Consider the following 22,967-nt stretch of genomic DNA (forward strand, 5'->3'; position numbering starts at 1 on the left):
TCGTATGCTCGGCCGGACTAGCTTGCCTCGTCCCTCCCGCCGATCTTTCGCACCAGCGCCGCCGTCGCCAGCATCGCGCCCATGTCCGATATCATCGGCGCGACATGCCTGCTGTAGTCGAGCGGCACCGAAATATCCGGCAGTTCGAAGAAGTTCTTCGTCTGCGGCAGCAGCAGGAACCCATCGCTGCCATTGAGCGCGACACGGGCCGGATCGTCGGGCCAGGTTTCGCCAAGCCATTTCAGCGCCTGCGCCAGCCGGCCGCTCACCAGTGGCTGTGCCGCTCCGAGATTGTCGGTGCGGAACTCGTAGGCGGCATCGAGCAAAGCATCGCCACTGGACAGCTCCTGCAGCTTGCTGGCGAATATGCCGCGAAAGAAGCTGATGACCGCGTTGGTCCGGCGCGTCGCCACCAATATGCCGGGGAACGGCGCGATGGTCTCGAAGGCGACGATGACGCCCTGGAAGGCGGTCGACGAGCCCTTGCCCGACCCTTCCCGCAGATGCGCCTCGTAGAGTTCGAACGGAAACCCTTCGTAGCGGCCCGCGACGATGTCGTCGAACGCCTGGCGGTTGAACGGACCAACCGCTGTGCGCGGCAACCGGTCGAAGGAATTCGGCGTCACGCCATGCTGGTAGCGCATGTCGGCGATGAAGCCGAAGATGATCGGCAGCAGCGTCTCGCGGAACGATTGCTGCAGCCGCGTCGCCGGTTTCCTGGCCTGGAAATAGAGCAGGATCGAAGCCGCGAAGCCGATCACATAGAGAAATACATGCGGCGTCGAGACCCATTGCTCGTTGGGGTCGGCGACCTTGTTGAACAGCCACGCGACCAGCACCACGGCCACCAGCACCAGCCCCACGAACACCGGCACCCGCCAGCGCACCTGCCGGACCGCCGAAGCCCTCGCCGTTTCATAGGCCTCGATGTCTTTCCGGATGCCGGCGATGACCGTTTCGCTCGGCATGAAATCCGCTGTTTCCACCGCTACCCCCGCAAGCCTCGACAAATTCATGATAGCTGGTTTTGTTCGATGTATCGACTGCAGTGCCTCTTCAACAAATGTCCACGCCTGATTACCACGTGGTTCCCCCAATCCGTCGCTGCTTCGCAGCGCCACCTTCCCCCCTCCGGAGGGAAAGGAAAGGAGCGTTGCTGGACGAGCGCTGACGGCAAAAAGCTTGGCGCCTTTCCTCTACCCCGTCGATCGGGGGAGAGAGGTGGCTCGGCGAAGCCGAGACGGAGTGGGGGTCGACCAGCGCAGCAAAAGACAATGCATGCGCCAGCCATGGACCCCATAGGCAACGTCTCGTCACTTGCAGCACTAAGGAAAGATCGCTTTCAGTCGCCTCTCGACCTTGTCACGCACTCGGCCCTCCAAAGCCTTCACCAACACCAACCGCTCATGGTCGCCGGCGCGCAGGCGCATGAAGGGATGCAGCCGGTAAGACGCGATCGTCCCGCGCATACCGGCATCGGCACTGACATCGACAGTGAGGATAGACCCGATGCGGCCCGGCCATGGCTGGCGGGCAAAGGCGGTACCGAGGAAATCGCCGAGCCCATAGGCGACGATCGTCCCGTCGATCTTTTCCACCGGTTGAACGACATGGGCGTGATGGCCGGCGATCAGTCCGACGCCTTGCCCGGCCAGCCGCCTGGCCAGCGCTCGCGTCCCGTCGCGCGGAAAATGTCGGAACTCCCAGTCCCAATGCGGCACGGCGCAGAGAAGGTCGGAACCATCGCGCGGCCAGCCGGCCGGATCGCTGTCCATCGACACCCGCCCGGCAAACAGTTTTTCATCGGCGTTGCGCCACAGCGTGAATGCGGCGAAGCCGATATCAAGCGATCCAACCTGGACCGGCACCACAGGACCGTCGGCGGCCAGGCCGATCGTGCGGATGCCGAGCCGCTGCAACGCCGCGACCGTCTCGTCGAAACCGGCGACGCCCTGATCCAGCACATGGTTGTTGGCCAGCGACAGCACGAGCCTTTCCCGCGCAATACCAGCCGCCGCCAGTGCCTCGGCCAGAAATGACTCGCTCATGGCATGATGCGTGCCAAGCCTTGTCCCCAGCGCCGCGCTTGGTCTGTCCACCACAGGGCTTTCGCAATTGCCGATCACCAGATCGGCAGCGACGAGCAACGCCTTGATCGCCGGGTCGCAATTCGGCGCGCTGCGGTTGGCTACTGCCGAGATGTCGCCGACAAAGGCAAGCCGCACAGCCTGCTTCGGCGGCGGATCCATCAGCATCCCAGCCGCCGGCGCAAAGTCTCGCACGTCTCCGGCCAGCGACGGCTTCAGGAAACGCGGCAGCCAGGACAGCTTGTAGGAAAGCGGATAATTCGACACGAAGCGCCCAATTGTTTGCCTTGTGTAGACCGTCCGCGGGGCGGGTTGAAGCGCGGCGCTGCAAATGGTGTATATTTGCGCTGCGCGACAAATATTGGGGGAAAAGATGACACCACTGGCAGGCCTGCTGACATCCGCTTTCATTCTGCTCCTGCCGCTGTCTTCCGCGTCGGCGGCAATGCCTGAAGCGGCAACCGCACTGTTTAAGGCGAAGACCGTGGCCGCGCGCGACACTGCCCTGTCAGTGCTGGAGACCGCCGCGCCAAAAGACCCGGCATCCGCCTATGCGGCCGGGGCGGGCGAGTTCTTCACCGCATTGGAGATCCTGGCCACCGGTCTGCACCGTCATGGTTTCGAAAGCCCGCAATCCTTCATGCTGCCGCTGATGCGGTTGCCGGTGCCGGAGAATCCCAATCCCGAGCCGCTGACCTACGAGCAGTTCCGCGCCATCCTGGTCGGCTTCCGCGACCGGCTGGAAAAATCCGCGGCCACGTTTGCGTCGGTGCCGGCGAACGCCGATATCGGCATGGCGATCGATCTCACCCATGCCGGCATCGACCTCAACGAGGACGGCACCATCGCGCCGGACGAGAGCATGGCGGCGATCATCGCCGCGTTGTCCCGCGGCGGCATTACATCGGACGCCGCCGCCCCCACGCTCACCTTCCGTTTCGACCGCGCCGACGGGTACTGGCTGCAGGGCTATGCCGAGTTCCTGATGGCCCAGGCCGATTTCTGGCTGGCGCATGATTTCAGGAGCACCTTCGACGGCTCGTTCCACATGCTGTTCCCACGCGCCAAGCTGCCGTTGCAGGATGTTCTCGTGCCGCCGGCCGGCGACATGGGCTCGAGCATCTTCTCGTCGGAATGGCGCATCGCCGATTTCATCTCCATGGTGCATCTCATCAACTGGCCCGTGGTCGAACCGGAGCGCCGGCAAGCGGCGCGCCGTCATCTGCTGGAAATGATCCGGCTGTCGCGCGAGGACTGGAAGGCGATCCGCGCCGAGACCGACAATGACCGCGAATGGCTGCCTGGACCGCAGCAGAAGGGCGAGAACCCGCTCACCGGCCTCGAAGTCGGCGAGGAGCAGGTCCAGGCCTGGCTCGCCGCCCTGACCATGGCCGAGGATCTCCTGGAAGGCCGCAAGCTGCTGCCGCATTTCCGCGTCACCGCCAGCACTGGGCTTGGCATCAACATGAAGCGCTTCTTCGATGACCCGAAAAACTTCGATCTCGTGCTGTCGATCACCGGCCCGGCCATCGCGCCCTACCTCGAAAGCGGCGAGCTCGTGACCAGCGACGATTTCGACCAGATCCAGCGCCAGTTCGGCGGCGGCGGGTTTCTGACTTTTGCGCTCTGGTTCAACTGAGGGCGGGATGTTTGAGGCCCTTCCGCAGGGGGAAATCTTGGCAAGACCGGCAACATTTTTACTGGAAGCAGGCGCCATTCCCAGGCGATGTCTGCTGCCAGTCACCTCACTGCATATGCCGCGCGGAGGCGCTCGCAAAAATTAGCAGCGGCTGTTTTGCTTGACTCGGCCGCCAAAAACAGGCAGCAAAACCAGGTCGGAAGGGCGACAACACCACTTTCCTGGCCGTGGACGAAGCCAAATTTGGCCCAAATCCACATCTCGTCGTTGGTTTTGAGAGGAATTGATTAACCAACTTTGTCCATATTTTGAAGCAATCGGCAACCAACTACAGACGCGGCAAACGCGTCGGGGACCACCTGGGATCACTCACAGAATGGTCGTCGCGGCTCTCAAGGCCACGTACGGGGAAACCGATTGAAGCGAGATTGGTTGCATGGCGTTGTTGAGTACACACAAAAAAATCCATGGACTGCGTGAGGGCGGCGAGTTCGTCGATGCTCCGCGTTCCTCTTCCTTCAACGCTGGCCGGGTGGCCCGCTGGGTCGCGCTGCCTTGCGCCAGCACCGCCATCGGCCTTTGGCTGATCGGCACCATGGCCGGCCTCAGTTCCGTCGGCGCCTCGCTGTCGGCGACTTCGGTTGGCCTGCCCCAGACGCTGTCCATGCCGGGATCGCTCGCACTTACCGATCCGCTGAAACAGCACTTTTTGAAAGCACCCTTCGTGCTGGCCAATGCCAATGGCGGCACTCAGGCCCTGCATGATCATTCGGTGCAGTGCGGTGCCAGCTGTTTCAAGCTGGCCAGGGTAAGCTCGCAGGCGGAAAAGTCCGAACGCCTTGTGGCGCAGGCAAAGCCGACGCCCGCCGCCGTGAAGTCGAAGGCGCAAGAGCGCTTCGAACGCATGGAAGCGTCGCTTTCGCCGATGAAGCTGGCCGCTGCCTTTGTCGACGCCGGAAAGCCTGCCGCCAGTGCCAACACCCGCCCGGTGATCTCCACCGTCGCACCGCGAATTGCCGAGGCGTCGTTGGTGCCCTCCGTCCCGGTCACAGCCAGCCTGTCCGACAGCATGCCAGTTCCGGCGACCGAACGTTTCGCCCGGCTGGATACCGACTCGGTGGTCGTGCAGACCGCACCGCCGCCGATGGGCTTCGCCCAATCCGATACGCCAGACAATTCGCAGTTGGCGCTTGCCCTGGTGCAGTCGCTGCCGGCCGACGATGAGGCGTTCGCCTCACCGCTGCCGATCGAGGAATCGTCAGCCGACGTCGCGGTTTCACCCGTCGAAACCCAGCAGGATCAGCCCGGCGATGCCGCCTCGCTGCCGGACGCGCTGACCGACGACGTGCCGTTGCCGACCCGCCGCCCGAAATTCGACGCACCGCAGCCCAAAATCGTGCAGCAGCAGCCTAAGTCCGTTCAGCAGCCCAAATCTGTTCAGCAGCCCAAGCTCGCCCAGCAATCGAAGCCGGCACGCGAGTCGGTCCAGCAGGCCCAGCCGGCAAAACCGGCGCGGCAAGGCCGGCCGGCCGATGGCGGCGACGTGCTGGCCTATGCCAAGCCGGACACGCCTTCGGGCGGCCTTGGCAAGGCGTTCAGGAACCTGTTCAACTCGCCAGGGTCCAGGAGCGGCGCGGGAAATGGCGTCGCCGTCTATGACATCAGCAGCGCGACCGTCTACATGCCTGACGGCTCGAAGCTCGAGGCGCATTCAGGCATCGGCGCCATGGCGGATCAGCCGCGTTATGCCGACCAGAAGAACCGCGGGCCGACGCCGCCCAACACCTACAATCTGTCGATGCGCGAGTCGCGCTTCCACGGAGTGGAGGCCTTGCGCCTGACACCGGTCGATGGCCGCAACAAATACAATCGCGACGGCCTGCTGGCTCATACCTACCTGCTTCGGGGCCGCTACGCCCAGTCGAGCGGCTGCGTCGCCTTCAAGGACTATGCGCGCTTCCTCGCCGCCTTCAAGAAGGGCAAAATCAAGCGCCTCGTCGTGGTGCCGCGCCTGAACGGATCGGCGACGCAGGTCGCGTCAGCAGCCAGGGGCGTGTAGCGACAAGAGGCTTTCGGGCGCACCTTCCCGCCTGCTCCTGACAGCCTGCTGTCAGGAGCAGCGCTGTCCGGCACGCCTCTCCCCACCGCACTCTTTCCATTTTGGCCAGGAAATCCCATATTCGGGACATGGCCAAATCTCCCGACAAAAAAACGCCGCCGACGGCGAATGATGACCGCGCCGCGCCGAAGCGGCGCAGTCCGCTGACCGATTTCCTCGACGCTTCGGAGCCGCTGCACAGAGGCGGCTTTGCCGAGATGCCGCAGCCAGAGCTCTCTGGCACGCCGCTGACCGGTTCGATCGCGGACTGGGCCGAGCAGATCGAGGAGGAAGCCGAAAAGGAAGGACGTCTTGCCGGCAAGGGCGACGGCGGCAAATCGCCGAAGCCGTCGAAGAAGATACCCGAGCGCTCAAGCTCGCCCGGACGCAGTTCGCGCGGCACCTCGATGGGTGGCGCGGCGTCAGCCAGGGAGCGCACGGCAGCCGGCCTCAATCCGGTCGCCGGCCTCGACATTTCGCTGGAAGACGCCGAGACGATGGCTTCAGGAAGCGTCACTGCGACCGTAGCCGCACTGTCGGCGCTGATCGAATCCGGCAATCCGCTGCACAAGGACGGCGTGCTGTGGACGCCGCACCGCCCCGCCCGCCCGGAAAAGTCCGAAGGCGGCATTGCCATCAAGATGGTGTCGGACTTCGAGCCGGCCGGCGACCAGCCGACCGCCATCAAGGATCTGGTCGAAGGCGTCGACAACAACGACCGCACCCAGGTGCTGCTCGGCGTCACCGGCTCCGGAAAAACCTTCACCATGGCCAAGGTGATCGAGGAGACGCAGCGCCCTGCTTTGATCCTGGCGCCGAACAAGACGCTTGCCGCGCAGCTCTATTCCGAGTTCAAGAAATTCTTCCCGGAAAACGCCGTCGAGTATTTCGTCTCCTACTACGACTATTACCAGCCGGAAGCCTACGTCCCGCGCACCGACACTTTCATCGAGAAGGAATCCTCGATCAACGAGCAGATCGACCGCATGCGCCATTCGGCGACGCGTTCGCTGCTCGAGCGCGACGACGTCATCATCGTCGCCTCTGTGTCCTGCATCTACGGTATCGGCTCGGTCGAGACCTATACGGCGATGACCTTCCAGATGCAGATCGGCGACCGGCTCGACCAGCGCGCGCTGCTCGCCGATCTCGTCGCCCAGCAGTACAAGCGCCAGGACATCAATTTCGTCCGCGGCTCGTTCCGGGTGCGCGGCGACACGATCGAGATCTTCCCGGCCCACCTGGAAGACCGCGCCTGGCGCATCTCGATGTTCGGCGACGAGATCGAGCAGATCACCGAGTTCGACCCGCTCACTGGCCAGAAGACCGGCGAGCTGAAAAGCGTCAAGATCTACGCCAATTCGCACTATGTGACGCCGCGCCCGACGCTGAACCAGGCGATCAAGTCGATCAAGGAAGAGCTCAAGCACCGGCTGGTCGAACTGGAGCGGGCCGGCCGCCTGCTTGAGGCGCAGCGGCTGGAACAGCGCTGCCGCTTCGACCTCGAAATGCTGGAAGCCACCGGCTCCTGCGCCGGCATCGAGAACTATTCGCGCTATCTCACCGGCCGCCAGCCGGGCGATCCGCCGCCGACCTTGTTCGAGTACATTCCCGACAACGCACTGGTCTTCATCGACGAAAGCCATGTCACCGTGCCGCAGATCGGCGGCATGTATCGAGGCGACTTTCGTCGCAAGGCGACGCTCGCCGAATACGGCTTCCGTCTGCCGTCCTGCATGGACAACCGGCCGCTGCGCTTCGAGGAATGGGACGCCATGCGTCCGCTTTCGGTCGCCGTCTCGGCGACCCCTGGCGGCTGGGAGATGGAGCAGGCCGGTGGCGTCTTCGCCGAGCAGGTCATCCGCCCCACCGGCCTGATCGACCCGCCGGTCGAAGTGCGCCCGGCCAAAAACCAGGTCGACGATGTCGTCGGCGAGATCCGCGACACCACCAAGGCCGGCTACCGCACGCTGGTCACCGTGTTGACCAAACGTATGGCCGAGGACCTGACCGAATATCTGCATGAGCAAGGCATCCGGGTCCGCTACATGCACTCCGACATCGACACGCTGGAGCGCATCGAGATCCTGCGCGACCTGCGCCTCGGCGCCTTCGACGTGCTGGTCGGCATCAACTTGCTGCGCGAAGGCCTCGACATTCCCGAATGCGGCTTCGTCGCCATTCTCGATGCCGACAAGGAAGGTTTTCTGCGCTCGGAAACCTCGCTGATCCAGACCATCGGCCGCGCCGCTAGAAACGTCGACGGCAAGGTCATCCTCTATGCCGACCAGGTGACCGGCTCGATGGAACGGGCAATGGCCGAAACCAACCGTCGCCGCGAAAAGCAGGTGGAGTGGAACGAAGCCAACGGCATCACCCCGGAATCGGTCAAATCGCGCATCTCCGACATCCTGGATTCGGTCTACGAGAAGGACCACGTCCGCGCCGACATCTCGCAGTTCACCGACAGTGCCGGCGCCATGATGGGCAACAACCTCAAGGCCCATCTCGACGCGATGGAAAAGCAGATGCGCGATGCCGCGGCCAATCTCGACTTCGAGAAGGCGGCTCGCATCCGCGACGAGATCAAGCGCCTGCGCGAGATGGAACTGTCCATCTCCGAAGACCCACTGGCCAAATACGCCGATATGGAAAGTCCTGCCTCAGGTCGCGAAAAGGGCAAGCACAACAAGGGCGTGGCCAAACATCGGACAGCAGAGGAACAGGAGCGTTTCCGCAAGCTCGACGCGGCGCGTGCCGCAGAAGAGGCGGCCAAGGCTGCCCGGCCCAACCTCTTCCGCAAGCCTGATCTCGACGAGATGGGCGCCGATGGCGCCATACCGGTGAAGAAGCCGCTGTTTTCGAAACCCTCGATCGACGACATGGGTCCGGGCACCGACATGCCGACGCCGGCCGGCGCGGTGTCGCGCTCGCTGTTCAAGAAACAGTCGGCCGAAGAGGCGCACGGTTCCGACTTCGGCATTCCCGGCGACGCCACCAAGCCGCTGTTCAAGAAGAACTCGCTGGATGAGATGACCGTGCGGCGCACGGAAAAACCGGTCGAAGGAAAAGTGCCGGCCAAGCCGCAGCCAATCTCCCCCCAAGTGGGGGAGATGCCCGGCAGGGCAGAGGGGGGCGCGAAGGAACGCGACGGCAAACCAATCGTTCGCCAGCGCGCCGGCATCGGCTCCTACGAGGACCCAGGCGACGCCCGCCGCGAGAAGCGCCGGCCTGGCAAGACGGGCAGACCGGGGAAGTAGGTTCAAATTATTCGAGACGCTGGCGGGACAGCCCCCCTCTGTCGTGCCGGACATCTCCCCCACGAGGGGGGAGATTGGCAGCTTCACCGCATCGCTCCCTCCTGGGCCGCCCCCCTTGCCTCCACCCCCGCCTTTGGTGTAATCGCTCCGCACACTCGAACGTCTCGAAAGGAGGGCTCACGTGTTTACGTTTCATCGTCACCATCGTCAGCGTGGCCCGATTTCTGCCCTGCGAGCTTGCTTGCAGGGCTGACCAGGGACGGGTTTTTCCCGCTTCGATTTTTTGGTCTGCCCTTCGTGGTGCTGCAACGCCGAGCCTGATGGCCAGCACGCGCACCGTCAAAGTGCATTGAGCCGGACTTTTCCTCCGGCAAGACCAGAGAAATCAAAATGGCCCTGATCAGCCTCAAATCCCTCGGCGTCACCATGAGTGCGCCGCTGTTTGCCAATCTCGACCTCACCATCGGCACCGGCGACCGGCTCGGCATTGTCGCCGCCAATGGCCGCGGCAAGTCGACCTTGCTGAAATGCCTGACCGGCGAGATGGAGCCGACCTCCGGCGACATCACCCGCACGCGCGGCCTGCGCGTCGGTCATGTCGAACAGTCGGTTGCCCCGGCCCTCCTCAGCCGGACGTTCCACCAGGTGGTGGCGGATGCCTTGCCGGCCGAGCAGGCCGACAGCGAGATGTGGCGTGTCGACGTGGTTCTCGATTCGCTCGATGTGCCGGAGCCTATGCGCGAGCGGCAAATGCAGGCGCTGAGCGGCGGCTGGCAGAGGCTGGCACTGATCGCCCGCGTCTGGGTCACCGATCCGGACGTGCTGCTGCTCGACGAACCAACCAACCATCTCGATCTGGCCCGCATCAGCCAGCTCGAAACCTGGCTGAACACGCTGCCGCGCGAAGTGCCGGTCGTCATCGCCAGTCACGACCGGGCCTTCCTCGACGCCACCACCAACCGGACGCTGTTCCTGCGCCCTGAACAGTCGCCTGTGTTTGCCTTGCCCTATTCCCGCGCAAGGCAGGCACTCGACGAGGTCGACGCCTCGAACGAGCGCAAGTTCCAGCGCGACATGAAGGTAGCGCAGCAATTGCGCCGACAGGCGGCCAAGCTCAACAACATCGGCATCAATTCGGGCAGCGACCTGCTGACGGTCAAGACCAGGCAGCTCAACCAGCGGGCCGAAAAACTGGAGGAAGCGGCGAACCCGGCGCATCGCGAGAAGTCGGCGGGTGCCATAAAACTGGCCAATCGCGGCACCCACGCCAAAGTGCTGATCACGCTCGACGACACGGCTGTCGAAACACCCGATGGCACGCTGCTGTTTCGGACCGGCAAGCGCCACATCTGCCAGGGCGACCGCATCGTGCTGCTAGGCCGCAACGGCGTCGGCAAGTCGCGCTTCGTCACCCTGATCCGCAATGCCATTGTCGAACCGGACACGGTGCGGAATGTGAAGGTGACGCCGTCGACGGTGCTCGGCTACAGCGATCAGGCGCTGTCGGGCATCAGCGGCGACGACACGCCGCTGGCGCTGGTCTCACGCCGTTACGATGTCGGCGAGCAGCGCGCGCGGTCCTTGCTGGCCGGCGCCGGCGTGGTCATCGAGATGCAGGAGAAAAAGATCGGCGTGCTGTCCGGCGGCCAGAAGGCGCGGCTGATGATGCTGGCGCTCAGGCTCGCCAATCCCAACTTCTATCTGCTGGACGAGCCGACCAACCACCTCGACATCGACGGCCAGGAGGCGCTGGAAGCGGAACTCCTCGCGCATCAGGCCAGCTGCGTGCTCGCCTCGCATGATCGCTCCTTCATCCGCGCCATCGGCAACCGCTTCTGGCTGATCGAAAAGCGGCGGCTGATTGAGGTCGAGGATCCCGAGGATTTCTTCCGCTCAGTGGCGGAGGGCGCTGGCTAATCGGTGAACAAAACTGCCGATGAAGTTCCGGCCTGTCGAGCGCAGGCCGGAGTTTCGTATCATGTTACGAGACGTCTTCTTGACTTCCGAAGCGTATCATGCCATGGTACGCCACTCGGGTCGGCAAGATGATACGCTCGTTCAAAGACAAGACCAGCGAAGCCGTTTCGAACGGCAAGGCTCCGAAGGGCTTCCCCTCGGACCTTGTCCGCTCAGCCCAGCGGAAGCTGTTCATGATCGACAACGCCGCCGAATTGTCGGATCTGAAGATGCCTCCCGGCAACAGGCTTGAGCCGCTGAAAGGTAACCGTGCGGGCCAGCATTCGATCCGCATCAACGATCAATTCCGCGTCTGCTTTCGGTGGGTGGAAGGGCAAGCGGAGGATGTTGAAATCACCGACTATCATTGAAGAGGGTTCAAAATGCTGAACATCAACCCACCTATCCATCCCGGAGAAATTCTCCGTGAGGAATATCTCGTGCCGCTCAATCTGAAGCCTTACACGCTGGCCAAAAAGCTGCATGTGCCCCGCACACGCATCGAGCGCCTGGCCAGCGAGACGACACCGGTAACGCCCGATACCGCTTTGCGCCTTGCGAAGTTCTTCGGAACCACGCCGCAGTTCTGGATGAATATGCAGGCGAGCTACGACCTCGCCGTAGAGGGAGAGGCGAAGAAGGCCGATCTTGAAACAATCGAACGTCTACAAACCGCGGCCTGAAATAATCGCGTTGGCAACAACCCGCTTCAAGCAGGCTACGAAGGTAGCGATTAAAAAATTTCGACGGTCTGTCGGATAGCCTCAGCCAGCCCCGTCCTTGGGATGCCGACACGATGATGCCGGCGCCAACCCAGGGAGAATTATCATGTCGGTTCTTTCATCCATCGGTCGCATCGCAACTCGATATGCGGCAGCGCGCGCTCGTCACCGCAGCGAGCGCATCCTGCTTTCACTGCCTGCCTCGCTGCGCAAGGATATCGGCTTTCCGGACGTCTTCGACGCGCAAAACGGCCGCCGCCCCTGACCTCGCGAGGCCAGTCAGTCATGCGTATCGCCTGAAAGCGGCGTCGCCTGCATCGATACGCGTTTTTCGAAAGCCTCGAACCAGTGCGTCAGCCGCGCCCGCGAGCGAAAAGGCGGCAGGTGGCGGAATGCCATCCAGGACAGCGTGGTGGCCAAGGCGATGTGGCCGACATGGAGCGGTGCCTCGTCGTCCAGCGTGCTTTCGATCCAGTCGTAGCTCGCCTCGATCTTTTCCCGGTATCCATCGGCGAGAGCACTATAACGCAGCTGTTCAGGTCTTCTCTCTGTCTCCCAGCGCAACGCGATGCCGGTCTGCGCCAAGCCCTGGGCGACCGACTGCAGCCGCAACGCCTGCCAGCGCGCCTCGCCGTCCTGCGGCAGCAGCTTGCGGCCGTCATGCAGTGTGTCGAGATAGGCGCAGATGACATCGGAATCGAAGATCGGCGACGCGTCGGGCCGCAACAACACCGGCACCTTGCCAAGCGGATTTTCGGCGTAGACGCGAGCATTGCGCAAGGTTGGACTGGTCTCGTGATGAATGACCTCGAGCCGATCGGCAATGCCAACCTCATGGGCAAAGACGAGCGCCTTGCGCGCGAAGGGTGAGTGGGTCTGATAGTAGAGGATCATTGTCGTCCCGGGGTTGAAGCGGCGTTCGGGTGATCCATCTGTTCTAGCCTGCGAGCCGCGAGAATTGCGCTCTGATTGGGGGCGGTCGACGCAAGTTCGTTTCACGTCTCTCGTTCAGCTGCCGGCTGCCTGGCCAGTCCAGGGTCGGTCGGCCAAAAAAATCTCCCGGCCATGTAGGATCGCCGGCGCCTCATCCGTCCTATGGCTCGCAAGGCCAAACGCAAAGAGGAGCAAGATATGACCGACCAGACCCCCGTTCAGCCCGCGGCCAAAGTGCTCGGCGGATTGACCCCCTATCTGCAACTGGATGGCGCCTTCAAGGCTGCCGAATTCTACAAGAAGGCCTTCGGCGCGGAGCAGGTCTTTGCCTATCCGGCGGACGAAAAAGGCCGCACCATGCACATTCACCTCCACATCAACGGCTCGACGCTGATGCTCTCCGACTTCTATCCCGAAAACGGCATGCCCGCCGTCAAGCCGCAGGGTTACACCATGCAGCTTCACCTCGGCAGCGACGATATCGAAGCCTGGTGGAAGCGCGCCGTCGATGCCGGCTGCGAAGTCGCCGTGCCGCTCCAAATCATGTTCTGGGGTGACCAGTGGGGCAATATGCGCGACCCGTTCGGCGTCGAGTGGGCGATGAACGCGCCGGTGAAGAAAACCTGACCTATCGCCAATGGCGCAAGCCCCTCACCGGTTGGCACCGGTGAGGCCCTTTGAACTTCAGGAGGAGACCCGAAATGTCCTATGTCGATGGCTTCGTGCTTGCCGTATCCAAGGCAAAACTCGATGACTACAAGAAGCTGGCCAACCTCGCAGGCCCTATCTGGATGGAACACGGCGCGCTCGCCTATGTCGAATGCATCGGCGACGACGTGCCTTATGGCGAGGTCACGTCCTTCCCGCGTGCCGTGCAGGCCAAGGATGACGAGATCGTCGTCTTCGCCTGGGCCGTCTATGAATCGCGTGAGAGCCGGGATGCCGTCATGGCCAAGGTCATGGCAGACCCGCGCTTGAAAGCCGATTGGGCGGACATGCCGTTCGACGGCAAGCGCATGATCTTCGGTGGCTTCAAGCCATTCATTGAGCTTTGAGCAGCCGGTAGCAGATTAGAAGAAGCCCCACAGCTTCGTCATCCTAGGGCAAGCAGGAGCGAAGCTCCGTCGCAAAGACCTAGGATGACGACGCGGGTGCTTAGGCCAATCTCTAAGGCCACGATCAGCTAGATAGCGTTGCGCTAATCCAGCTTGTCCAGCAACGGCTTGAGCCGGTCTCCATAGCGCTTCCACAGATCGACCGACCCCTGATACATCGGCTGGCGCACCTGTGCGGCTGAAGCCGTGCGCACCGGTCGGTCGGTTTCGTGGAACGATAGTGCCGCATCGTCCCAGGGCAGGCCGAGATGGGCGATCAGGGCCCGCGTCTGTCCTTCCTGGTCGGCGACAAAATCCTCGTAGCGTACATCATGCACGACGCCCGGCAGCACCGTGTGCCAATGCTTCATGATGTCGGTGTAGAGATTGTGGAAGTCGGCGAGCTCGCCGAGATCGTAGCCATAGCGGTGGCTGTCGCCGCGGAAATGCACCTTGTAGATCGACAGGCAGGTGGCCGCCGCATCGCGCGCGCAGTGGATGATCCTGGCCTTGGGCATCATCATATGGATGAAGCCAACAAGCAGGAAGTTGCCCGGCATTTTGTCGGTGACGTGGCGCATGTTCGGATAGCGGGCATGCAGCATGTCGAGATAGGCTTGGCCGGCCTCGGCAAAATCCGCATCGCCGGTATCCGATACGCCCCATGGGAAGCCACCCGGCATGGTCGCCGGGAACTGCTTGCCGACCGCCTTCTTCAAGATGCTGAGCTCGCCTGCGCCGTAGACCTGCGGATGGCTGGCAATGATCTGCTCGACCAGCGTCGTGCCCGAACGCGGCATGCCGACAATGAAGATCGGCGTGTCGTCGCTGATTGAGCTGGGCTTGTGCTTCTCGAAGAAGCCGGCATCGAAGGTGGCCTTCATCGCCTCGAACTCGGCCCGCGTCCTGGCCTGGTCGTAGTCGATGCCTTTGCGGCGGATCGCATTGCCTTCGGCGAAATAGTCGAAGGCCCGGCCATAATCCCTGAGATCGTCATTCGCCTTGCCGAGTCCGAAGGACAGCTGCATGCGTGCCAGACTGTCCTGCGGCGCCTTGGCATGCTGGGCTTCCATGCCCCCAAGCTCGCTGTCGCGCTCCTTCTGGCGCTTGACCTGCGTCAGCATCAGCCAGGCTGTGGCCATGGCGGGGTTGATCGCCAACGCCTGCCGGAACAGGTCGGCCGCCTCGTCGAGCTTGCCCTTTTCCATCAACCCGACGCCGAGCCCGTGCAGCAGGTCGGCATCCTTGGGACGTATCGCCAGCGCTTCGCGGAAGGCAGCCAGCGCCTCATCCAGCCGCCCGGCTTCCTGCATGGTTTCGGCAAGCCCGATGCGGGCGCGCACATGAAATGGGTTGCGTGCAACCGTGCCGCGATAAATCTCTTCGGCCTCTTCGAACTGGCCGACCTGCTTCAGCGATGAGCCGAGATTGTCGCGCGCCGCGAGCTGGTCCGGCCGCAGATCCACCGCCCCGCGGAAGAAATCGATGGCCGCAGCAGGGCGGCCGAGGTCGCGCATCACCGTACCGAAATTGTTGAGGAAATCGGGATTCGTCGGCTGCAGGCTCACCGACCGTTCGATGAGATCCAGCCCTTCTTCGCTGCGCCCGGTCTGGTGCAGCAGCAGTCCCAGGAAATGCGCGGCGGCGGCGTGCTTGGGCTGACGCGCCAGCACCTGCCGGTAGATCGTCTCAGCCTCTTGCCGGCGCCCGGCCTGATGCAGTTGCAACGCCTGCTGCACATACTGGTCGAGGCCCAGCGGCGGCTGTCCGCCTGCGCCAGACCTGGCTCCTGCACTCGCCGCTCGTCTTTGATCTCTGTTGATGGGAAACCTGCCGTGTTTTGTCCGCCTGTGGCGATCTAGGCCATCGGCGCCGCAGGTTCAAGGCTTCGCTTGCTGTCTCGTCCTTTCGTCGGTGCGGAAAGATCAAATCAGGCGATTGGTCTCGGCAACCTGCCTGGCACGCCGGACCGTTCCATCGGTGTCGGCGATCCTTCGCTTTGCCGCCTCGTCACTCCTGACGGTCAGCCGGGGCGACTGGATAACGGTCGGCTTTGCCATTGCCGGTTTTGCGATCGGCGTAATCGTTACGGGGGTGCCTGTTGGCGTCATTACGGACATCACGAGATCTCCTTCTTCAATTTACAAGAAAAGTGAGAATACCGGGAGAATTATTCCCGCAAGGTTTCAAACAATTTTTTGAATTGTGTGAATTTGTATCATCATTTTTCTGATATTTACAGCGCGCAATTTTTTGAATGATGCCCAATTTTATTTTAAAACGCCTTGATTAAATTGCGACAAAGGCATATCTGTACGAGATCGCTTTGGGCCAGAATTGGCATCTCGCGGCGTCAGAGGTTCTCGACCCGCCAATCTCATTCCAAATCTTCGATACCGGGCGCGCGGCATATTCGCTCCGCGGCCATGTCTCATTCTTCGAAAGATCCACATGAACACCGGAACCGTGAAGTTCTCAAATGGCCAGAAGGGCTTTGGCTTCATTCAGCCGACCGATGGTGGCAAGGACGTTTTCGTCCATGTCAGCGCGCTGGAGCGCGCCGGCTTCCCCGGGCTCGCCGAAGGCCAGAAGCTGCAGTTCGAGTTGGAGCGTGACACCAAGGGCCGCGAGTCGGCCGCCAATTTGCAATTGATCTGATCCGGCCGAATTCGATGAACGCTGACCACGGATGTACTGGCAGCTCTCGAAAGCGGCTTATTTCCAGCGACTGCCGGAAATAGGAAAGCGGGGCTCGTCCCCGCTTTTTTGTTTTCAGGACCGCTGCTTTGCACAGGTAAGACAATGCCGGACCGCACAACCCACTCCATCGCGCACTTCACGGCACCTTTCGTGCTCGGCGGACTGGAAGGGCAGCTGCCGGCCGGCGACTACGACATCGATCACGACGAAGAGCTGATCGAGGGCATGTCGCGGCTTGCCTGGCGCCGCGTCGCGACCTTCATCCATCTGCCGGCAAGGGCAGTGAAAAACCCGCCCACCAGCCAGCTTGTCGCCATCGATTACCTCGAACTCGAAACAGCGCTGAAGCGCGACAGGGAGAATGCAGCATGATCCGTTTCCAGCAGAATGTGCGCCCGCGCACCGACACGCCCGCGCACCAGTTTGCGATCGGTCAGACCGTGCGCATGAAGAGCCGCACCGGCCTCGTCCAGAAGACCGCCGAACTGTTCCAGATCAAGAGCAGGCTGCCGGTCAAGGACGGCTCGCCGCAGTACCGCATCCGCAGCGAGCAGGAGACCCATGAGCGGGTCACCACCGAAGACAATCTCGAACCGGCCGATCCGGTTGTTGCCGACAGCCCGGTTGTCACCGTCTGAGATCCCCACCGCAAAGCCAAGCCAACAACCAGCAGGAGCACGACATGTCCAAGGGTCAACAGCGAAGCAACCGTGAGACACGCAAGCCGAAGAAGGACAAGGTCGTGGCCAAGCCCGCCTCCCCGTTCGGCTCGTCGGTCAAGCAGGCCGAGAGCAGCCTGAAGCCGAAATCGAAGGGCTGACAAACTGGAGGGCGCGCCTCGTGCGCCCTCTCCGTCGCCCACCCCATGTGAGGCGACGGACGGACACAACAGGCCTGCGCAACACCTGCCCACCACGGAGGCGCGCTTGAACTTCGTCATCGAGTTCTACCGGTCGCGCGACGCTGACGAAGCCACCCTCGACAAGGTGTCGCTGGAGGCGCCGAACCTGCGCGCCGCGCTGCAGGGTGCCACGGCACTGTTCCACACGCTGGCCATGCCGCAAATCCCCGATCGCCTGCGCATTTGCGACCAAGACGGTAGCGAGCTTTACGCCGGCCCGGCCGACGGAGCATATCCAGCGGAAGCGTGAGAAGCGCCGCCCCTTTTGGTGGAAGCTCCCGTCATCGGGTGAGATTCCCGCGCAACGGTAAGCGCCTCGCAACGTTGAGCCTGCACAGCCACATGCAGGAGCTCCCACAATGTCCCTCACCGGTTTTGCCATCAACTGCTCGCTGAAAGCCTCCAGCGACAAGGAAAAATCCTCCACCGACAAGATCATCGCCGATCTGCTTTCAGCCCTGAAACCGTATGGCGTGAAGGGCGAGGTCGTGCGCGCCCTCGATCATGACATCAAGCCCGGCGTGCTCTCCGACATGGGCAAGGGCGACGACTGGCCGAAGCTGCGCCAAAAGATCGTCGCCGCCGATATCTTCATCCTGGGCCTCCCGATCTGGATGGGCCAGCCGTCGAGCGTCGCCAAGCGCGTCATGGAGCGCATGGACGCCTTTCTCGAGGAAACCGACGACAAGGGCCGCATGCCTGCGGCCGGCAAGGTGGCGCTGGTGGCGATCGTCGGCAACGAGGATGGCGCGCATCATTGCCACGCTGCATGCTTTCAGTCGCTCAACGATGTCGGCTTCACCATTCCGGCCAATGGCGGCGTCTACTAGGTCGGCGAAGCAATGGGCGACGTCAACTATGTCGACCTGCCGAAGACCCCGGAAGCGGTCGCCGGCATGATCGAGATGGCCGCGTCAAATGCCGCTCATCTGGCCGCCCTGCTGAAGGGCAAGGCCTATGTCGGCGTGGTGGATCAGTAGCCCGATCCCAGCCTTCTCAGCACGGCCCGTCGCCAACGACGCGATAGTCCGCGGCACGGGCTTCGCAGGAATTGGGGAAGGTGCGCATCTCGCCATGCCGGCGCGCGCACACCGGCGCATATTCGCGGGTGCAGAACGTCTGCTCTTCACCGCCACCGCCACCGCCACCGCCACCGCCACTGCCACCGCCGCCACCACCGCCGTCGCGGCACGGACCGTCGCGCACGATGCGGTAGCCGGCCCGGTCGGCAAGACAGGCATTGGCGAAGGTCTGGCGGTCGCCGCCGCGCCGGGCACAGACCGGCTCGTACTGCTTGCTGCAATATTGCGGTTCCGGCCGTGGCGGACGCGGACGTGGCCCCGGTCCCTCATCGACGACGACGGTGCAGGCGGCAAGAACTGCCGACAGCAATAGGATGACAAAACCCTGCCGCGAAAAGATTGCCGCCAGAAATTTCATGATGATCTCCCACGATCGGTCCCCGGTTACCGATCCTCGCCATTCCTTTGCCAAATGCAACCCCGTTTGAGCCTCGCAAACGACAACGGCGCCTGGACCGCAAGGGAGGGCAGCGCGCCGCCGATGTCTGGCCCATTCGTGGACCGGCTCTGGCCGATGACCCGGCCGGCAAGCAAGCCTATGCCGAGCCCATCGATGCTCAGGTCAGTCGATTGATGCGTCGGGATGCGCCAGTACGGCGGCCCGCGGCGGTATCTTGCAACCATCACGTTTCCGTGCGATAAATTCCGTGTTCGGGCATTTGCGACCCGGAGAGCGGAACGTTTTGGACGACCTTTCCCCGATACTGTGAATCTCTGACGGCCCCGTTTTCGGCGGGGGGTTTGACCATGCGCCAATGCATGACTGCCGAAGCAACCACCGGGAACTGCCCTTTGCGCCAGGCGGCGGGCAGGACCAACAAAGACTGAACGGGTGAAGGAGTTTCCCCAATGGCCCAGACCGGCACCGTTAAATTCTTCAACGCGACCAAAGGCTTCGGTTTCATCACGCCCGATGGTGGCGCCAAGGATGTGTTCGTCCATATCTCCGCGATCGAAGCCTCCGGCTTGCGCACGCTCGTTGACGGCCAGAAGGTCACCTTCGACGTCGAGCCGGACCGCATGGGCAAGGGTCCCAAGGCCGTCAACCTCCGCGCAGCCTGAGCCATCGGCGCGCCGCATGTCACTCGGACGTGCGACGGAGGCTCCACGCCTGTAACCGGCCTGGAGAGGGATTTGAATTTTGAAAGGCGCGGCGATCTTCGTCGCGCCTTTTCCTTATCGAAGGCACGGGCCAGTGCATGTGGTCCCAGCGGCGCGGTTCTGGGCAACGACTTGCATAAAAACAAAGACCCAAAGCATGCCGCAACGTGCTTTAGACGCCCGCAAAACTTTCCCTTGCCGATGACGCTAAAATAAAGGACAAATTTCCACTCGGGCATTTGCCGGCCCGAGACTGGAGTCTATGGGACAAAGGAGCTTCCCATGCCGCAGACCGGCACCGTCAAATTCTTCAACCATGCCAAGGGCTTCGGCTTCATCACGCCCGATGATGGCGCGAAGGATGTTTTCGTCCATATTTCAGCTGTGCAAGCGTCCGGCCTTCCCGGTCTCGAGGATGGCCAGAAAGTGTCGTTCGACACCGAGCCGGACAAACGCGGCAAGGGTCCCAAGGCCGTCAACCTGTCAGTCGGCTGAGCCGGCTTCAAACGGGCGATCCCGGGCAGGTCGCTGCCTTGAGAGCCTATGATTTTTGACGTCTGTTTTGAAAAAACACGTAAAAATCCGTTCAGCCCCCGTTCAGCCACGGTCGCATATTAGTCTTCGGTAAAGCCGGACCGCATCCCCGAAACTGCACGGGCCGGCACGAAGGAGACCGACATGAACCGAATTTTCAAAACCGCCGTCCTGGCCGCTGCCGTGGTCGCTACCACGCTCACGGCCTTGCCCGCCGCCAATGCGCGCGACTGGCGCCGTCATCATGGCCATCATGGCAACGGCGATGCCATTGCCGCCGGCGTGCTCGGCCTCGCGGCCGGCGCGCTGATCGGTGGTGCATTGGCCAACGACCGGCCGCCGCCCGGCGCTGACCGCTACTACGATGACGGTTACGATCGTGACGTCGTGATACGCCCGGCCCCGGTGCGCCGCTACTATGCGGAGCCGCGAGTGGTCTACGCCGATCGTTATGCCGAACCATGGACGCGTGACTGGTACGAATACTGCTCGGACCGCTACCGCAGCTTCAATTCCCGTACCGGCACGTTCACCGGCAATGACGGCGAACAGCATTTCTGCACCGCCAATTAAACCAAGGGCTTCCCTGCCCCAAAACAGAAAAGCGCTGACCGCAAGGCCAGCGCTTTTTTGTTGTGGTCTCTACAATGTCAACCGTCTGCTTGAGGCTGATGAAAAACTGCTGCGGTTCCGAGCCTGGTTCAAGTCAAAAACGGATTGGTCCGCCTCTCCTCGCCAAAACGTCCGCCGGGACCGTGGCCACAGATGAAGCCGATGTCGTCGCCGAGCGGCAGGAGCTTGTCCTTGATCGAAGCGATCAGCGCCGCGTGGTCGCCGCCCGGCAAGTCGGTGCGGCCGACCGAGCCGCGGAACAGCACGTCGCCGACATGGGCGAACTTGGCTGCGCGGTTGTAATAAACGACGTGACCTGGTGCATGGCCGGGGCAGTGCAGCACCTCGAACACATGGCCGCCGAACGACACGGTCTCGCCTTCGGCCAGGAACCGGTCGGGCACGCAGTTGCGTGCTCCGGCGATGCCGTAGCGCTTGCCCTGGTTTTCCAGATTGTCGAGCAGCGACTTGTCGGCCTCATGCGGACCGATGATCTCGACGCCGAGCGCCTCCTTCAACTCCATTGCGCCGCCGGCATGGTCGATGTGGCCATGCGTTATCCAGATAGCTCCGGCTGAGATCGCATTGTCCTTCAGCACCGCCAGCACCTTGTCGATATCGCCGCCCGGATCGACGACGACGCCATGCTTGTCATCCATGTCGAACAGGATAGTGCAATTCTGCTGGAAGGGTGTGACCGGCACGATGCCGGCATTGAGCTGACCCATGATCGTCCTTTCGATGTTCCCGCGGTGATGTAGAGGCGCGGGCGAAGGGCGTCCACCCCTCGAAAGGCGAACAGTCAGTAGCCCAAAACGGAAATGGGCGGCCGAAGCCGCCCATTTGAAAAGACCGAAACGGCCTGCTTACTTCTTCATGGCGCCCATGACCGCGCCGAGAATGGCGGTCAGGATCGCGCCGCCGCCGGCGCCACCGACGATGTTCTGCAGGTTCAGCGCGCTACCGAGACCGCTCGTTGCTGCTGCCGCAGCCGCCGGATCGACCGCACCGCCACCCAGCAGGCTGCCGAGGATCGCCGCACCGCCGACACCGCCAATGGCTCCGCCCAGGATTTTGGGAAGCTGACCCATCGCCGCCGTCTTGAGCGCCGCACCGACCGCCTGACCACCGATGACGCCAGTAATCACCTGTATGATGATCGGAAGAAGCGTGTTCATGTCCATATGATTAGTCCCTCCATAGCTGTCAGCCTCCCGGGCCGACACCATCATGAGACGCCGAATTGGACGAAAGTCAAATGCAGAAACGCTGAAATAAAAGGGGCGGCCCGAAAACCGCCCCTACTTCCTAAAAAAGCTGTGACTTTCGTTATTCTGCGGCGATCGCGTGCTTGGGCTGAACGGCCGCAGAATAGTCATTCATAAGATTCTTGGCTATTTCGCCGACCTCGAATCGGTAAGGTCCGATCTCTGAAACCGGCGTCACTTCCGCTGCCGTCCCGGTCAGGAAGCACTGCTCGAAGCTTTCCAGCTCTTCCGGCAAGATGGCGCGTTCGATCACCTCCAGGCCACGATCCTTGGCCAGCCCAATGACCGTGCGGCGGGTGATGCCGTCGAGGAAGCAGTCGGGCTTGGGTGTGTGGATCTTGCCGTCCTTGACGAAGAAGATGTTGGCTCCTGTCGCTTCGGCGACCTGGCCACGCCAGTCGAGCATCATGGCGTCGGCATAGCCCTTGGCCTCGGCGGCATGCTTGGACATGGTGCAGATCATATAGAGCCCGGCGGCCTTCGACTTGGAAGGCGCGGTGCGCGGGTCGGGCCGGCGCCATTCCGCCACATCGAGACGGATGCCTTTCAGCTTCTGCGCAGGATCGAAATAGCTCGGCCATTGCCAAATTGCGATGGCACAGTTGATGCGGTTGTTCTGCGCCGAGACGCCCATCTGCTCACTGCCGCGCCAGGCGATCGGCCGGACATAGGCGTCCTGGAAACCCTGCTTCTTGAGAAGCGTGGAAGAGGCGTCGTTGAGTTCGGCTACCGAATAGGGGATCTTGAAACCGAGCAGGCGTGCCGATTCATGCAGGCGCTCGGTGTGTTCGTTGAGCTTGAATATCTCGCCGCCATAGGCGCGCTCTCCCTCGAAAACAGCGCTGGCGTAATGCAGCCCGTGCGTCAGCACATGGATCTTGGCGTCACCCCATTGGACGAATTCGCCGTTCATCCAGATGAAGCCATCGAGTTGATCGAAGGGAACGGATGCCATGTTAACCTCCCACGGGCGGCAGCCC

At 62.5% G+C, this 22,967-nt stretch carries 26 protein-coding genes and 1 pseudogene; 18 read left to right on the forward strand and 9 right to left on the reverse strand.

The genetic code is table 11. The annotated features are described in order from the left end of the window. Positions 1-17: 17 nt before the first annotated feature. Positions 18-968 carry a DUF3137 domain-containing protein gene (locus MESCI2_RS0127985; protein ID WP_050596736.1) on the reverse strand — a complete coding sequence of 317 codons (951 nt, stop codon included), beginning with the start codon at positions 966-968 and terminating at the stop codon, positions 18-20. Positions 969-1,325: 357 nt separating this feature from the next. After that, positions 1,326-2,354: a CapA family protein gene (locus tag MESCI2_RS0127990; RefSeq protein WP_027039361.1), complete on the reverse strand. Its 1,029-nt coding sequence runs from the start codon at positions 2,352-2,354 to the stop codon at positions 1,326-1,328. A 106-nt stretch (positions 2,355-2,460) separates the two neighbouring features. Here MESCI2_RS0127990 and MESCI2_RS0127995 point away from each other — a divergent pair, with 106 nt between their 5' ends. From MESCI2_RS0127995 to MESCI2_RS1000000137615, 7 genes are all read left to right on the forward strand, one after another. Beyond that, on the forward strand, positions 2,461-3,726 hold the full coding sequence (locus MESCI2_RS0127995) for a hypothetical protein (protein WP_027039362.1): 1,266 nt from the start codon (positions 2,461-2,463) through the stop codon (positions 3,724-3,726). Positions 3,727-4,162: 436 nt separating this feature from the next. Further along, positions 4,163-5,785, forward strand: a complete 1,623-nt coding sequence (locus MESCI2_RS0128000) for a DUF2778 domain-containing protein (RefSeq protein ID WP_027039363.1) — start codon at positions 4,163-4,165, stop codon at positions 5,783-5,785. A 128-nt stretch (positions 5,786-5,913) separates the two neighbouring features. Next, the gene (gene uvrB / locus MESCI2_RS0128005) at positions 5,914-9,084 is read left to right on the forward strand and encodes an excinuclease ABC subunit UvrB (protein WP_027039364.1); all 3,171 of its coding nucleotides are present in this window, start codon (positions 5,914-5,916) and stop codon (positions 9,082-9,084) included. A 390-nt stretch (positions 9,085-9,474) separates the two neighbouring features. Continuing rightward, the gene (locus MESCI2_RS0128010) at positions 9,475-11,001 is read left to right on the forward strand and encodes an ABC-F family ATP-binding cassette domain-containing protein (protein ID WP_027039365.1); all 1,527 of its coding nucleotides are present in this window, start codon (positions 9,475-9,477) and stop codon (positions 10,999-11,001) included. A gap of 128 nt (positions 11,002-11,129) precedes the next feature. Then, positions 11,130-11,411 (forward strand): type II toxin-antitoxin system RelE/ParE family toxin, encoded by a 282-nt coding sequence (locus MESCI2_RS0128015; protein WP_027039366.1) that lies wholly within the window; start codon positions 11,130-11,132, stop codon positions 11,409-11,411. Between the two features lie 12 nt (positions 11,412-11,423). Further along, a complete protein-coding gene (locus tag MESCI2_RS0128020; protein WP_027039367.1) occupies positions 11,424-11,723 on the forward strand; it encodes a HigA family addiction module antitoxin in 300 nt (99 codons plus the stop codon). A gap of 145 nt (positions 11,724-11,868) precedes the next feature. Continuing rightward, positions 11,869-12,027, forward strand: coding sequence for a hypothetical protein (locus tag MESCI2_RS1000000137615; RefSeq protein ID WP_023809790.1), 159 nt, complete (start codon positions 11,869-11,871; stop codon positions 12,025-12,027). 14 nt (positions 12,028-12,041) lie between these two features. Here the strand turns inward: MESCI2_RS1000000137615 and MESCI2_RS0128030 are convergent, their stop codons facing one another. Further along, positions 12,042-12,656, reverse strand: a complete 615-nt coding sequence (locus tag MESCI2_RS0128030) for a glutathione S-transferase family protein (protein WP_027039368.1) — start codon at positions 12,654-12,656, stop codon at positions 12,042-12,044. Positions 12,657-12,893: 237 nt separating this feature from the next. Between MESCI2_RS0128030 and MESCI2_RS0128035 the strand changes: the two genes are divergently transcribed. Beyond that, a complete protein-coding gene (locus tag MESCI2_RS0128035) occupies positions 12,894-13,322 on the forward strand; it encodes a VOC family protein (protein ID WP_027039369.1) in 429 nt (142 codons plus the stop codon). 74 nt (positions 13,323-13,396) lie between these two features. Beyond that, positions 13,397-13,750 (forward strand): DUF1428 domain-containing protein, encoded by a 354-nt coding sequence (locus tag MESCI2_RS0128040; protein WP_027039370.1) that lies wholly within the window; start codon positions 13,397-13,399, stop codon positions 13,748-13,750. Positions 13,751-13,893: 143 nt separating this feature from the next. Here MESCI2_RS0128040 and MESCI2_RS0128045 read toward each other — a convergent pair whose 3' ends face one another. Then, positions 13,894-15,516 (reverse strand): tetratricopeptide repeat-containing sulfotransferase family protein, encoded by a 1,623-nt coding sequence (locus tag MESCI2_RS0128045; protein ID WP_245270485.1) that lies wholly within the window; start codon positions 15,514-15,516, stop codon positions 13,894-13,896. Positions 15,517-15,714: 198 nt separating this feature from the next. After that, complete coding sequence (locus MESCI2_RS0128050; RefSeq protein WP_027039372.1) at positions 15,715-15,909, reverse strand: hypothetical protein; 195 nt, start codon at positions 15,907-15,909, stop codon at positions 15,715-15,717. Positions 15,910-16,240: 331 nt separating this feature from the next. Between MESCI2_RS0128050 and MESCI2_RS0128060 the strand changes: the two genes are divergently transcribed. The 6 genes and pseudogenes from MESCI2_RS0128060 (at position 16,241) to MESCI2_RS01000000135820 (ending at position 18,370) form a co-directional block, all read left to right on the forward strand. After that, on the forward strand, positions 16,241-16,447 hold the full coding sequence (locus tag MESCI2_RS0128060) for a cold-shock protein (protein ID WP_027039373.1): 207 nt from the start codon (positions 16,241-16,243) through the stop codon (positions 16,445-16,447). A 144-nt stretch (positions 16,448-16,591) separates the two neighbouring features. After that, a complete protein-coding gene (locus MESCI2_RS0128065) occupies positions 16,592-16,861 on the forward strand; it encodes a hypothetical protein (RefSeq protein WP_027039374.1) in 270 nt (89 codons plus the stop codon). Continuing rightward, the gene (locus MESCI2_RS0128070) at positions 16,858-17,127 is read left to right on the forward strand and encodes a hypothetical protein (protein ID WP_027039375.1); all 270 of its coding nucleotides are present in this window, start codon (positions 16,858-16,860) and stop codon (positions 17,125-17,127) included. The genes MESCI2_RS0128065 and MESCI2_RS0128070 overlap by 4 nt, the downstream gene beginning before the upstream one ends. Before the next feature lie 44 nt (positions 17,128-17,171). After that, positions 17,172-17,309 (forward strand): hypothetical protein, encoded by a 138-nt coding sequence (locus MESCI2_RS1000000138630; protein ID WP_164482279.1) that lies wholly within the window; start codon positions 17,172-17,174, stop codon positions 17,307-17,309. A gap of 106 nt (positions 17,310-17,415) precedes the next feature. Further along, positions 17,416-17,640, forward strand: a complete 225-nt coding sequence (locus MESCI2_RS0128080; protein ID WP_027039376.1) for a hypothetical protein — start codon at positions 17,416-17,418, stop codon at positions 17,638-17,640. A 109-nt stretch (positions 17,641-17,749) separates the two neighbouring features. Then, positions 17,750-18,370 (forward strand): annotated as a pseudogene (locus MESCI2_RS01000000135820) (flavodoxin family protein). A 16-nt stretch (positions 18,371-18,386) separates the two neighbouring features. Here MESCI2_RS01000000135820 and MESCI2_RS0128090 read toward each other — a convergent pair. Further along, positions 18,387-18,830 (reverse strand): Kazal-type serine protease inhibitor family protein, encoded by a 444-nt coding sequence (locus MESCI2_RS0128090; protein ID WP_027039377.1) that lies wholly within the window; start codon positions 18,828-18,830, stop codon positions 18,387-18,389. 491 nt (positions 18,831-19,321) lie between these two features. Between MESCI2_RS0128090 and MESCI2_RS0128100 the strand changes: the two genes are divergently transcribed. From MESCI2_RS0128100 to MESCI2_RS0128110, 3 genes are all read left to right on the forward strand, one after another. Further along, positions 19,322-19,534 (forward strand): cold-shock protein, encoded by a 213-nt coding sequence (locus tag MESCI2_RS0128100; protein WP_006202520.1) that lies wholly within the window; start codon positions 19,322-19,324, stop codon positions 19,532-19,534. Positions 19,535-19,855: 321 nt separating this feature from the next. Further along, positions 19,856-20,068 (forward strand): cold-shock protein, encoded by a 213-nt coding sequence (locus MESCI2_RS0128105; RefSeq protein ID WP_013530020.1) that lies wholly within the window; start codon positions 19,856-19,858, stop codon positions 20,066-20,068. Positions 20,069-20,251: 183 nt separating this feature from the next. Beyond that, positions 20,252-20,680 carry a BA14K family protein gene (locus tag MESCI2_RS0128110; RefSeq protein WP_023809802.1) on the forward strand — a complete coding sequence of 143 codons (429 nt, stop codon included), beginning with the start codon at positions 20,252-20,254 and terminating at the stop codon, positions 20,678-20,680. Positions 20,681-20,808: 128 nt separating this feature from the next. Here MESCI2_RS0128110 and MESCI2_RS0128115 read toward each other — a convergent pair whose 3' ends face one another. The 3 genes from MESCI2_RS0128115 to MESCI2_RS0128125 form a co-directional block, all read right to left on the reverse strand. After that, complete coding sequence (locus MESCI2_RS0128115; protein ID WP_024505622.1) at positions 20,809-21,447, reverse strand: MBL fold metallo-hydrolase; 639 nt, start codon at positions 21,445-21,447, stop codon at positions 20,809-20,811. Between the two features lie 138 nt (positions 21,448-21,585). Then, on the reverse strand, positions 21,586-21,903 hold the full coding sequence (locus tag MESCI2_RS0128120; RefSeq protein WP_023809804.1) for a hypothetical protein: 318 nt from the start codon (positions 21,901-21,903) through the stop codon (positions 21,586-21,588). 145 nt (positions 21,904-22,048) lie between these two features. Next, entirely contained in the window at positions 22,049-22,942 is an 894-nt protein-coding gene (locus MESCI2_RS0128125) for a branched-chain amino acid aminotransferase (RefSeq protein WP_013530016.1), read from the reverse strand. Between the last annotated feature and the right edge of the window lie 25 nt (positions 22,943-22,967).

This window comes from Mesorhizobium ciceri WSM4083 (assembly GCF_000519305.1).
Classification (GTDB): domain Bacteria; phylum Pseudomonadota; class Alphaproteobacteria; order Rhizobiales; family Rhizobiaceae; genus Mesorhizobium; species Mesorhizobium ciceri_B.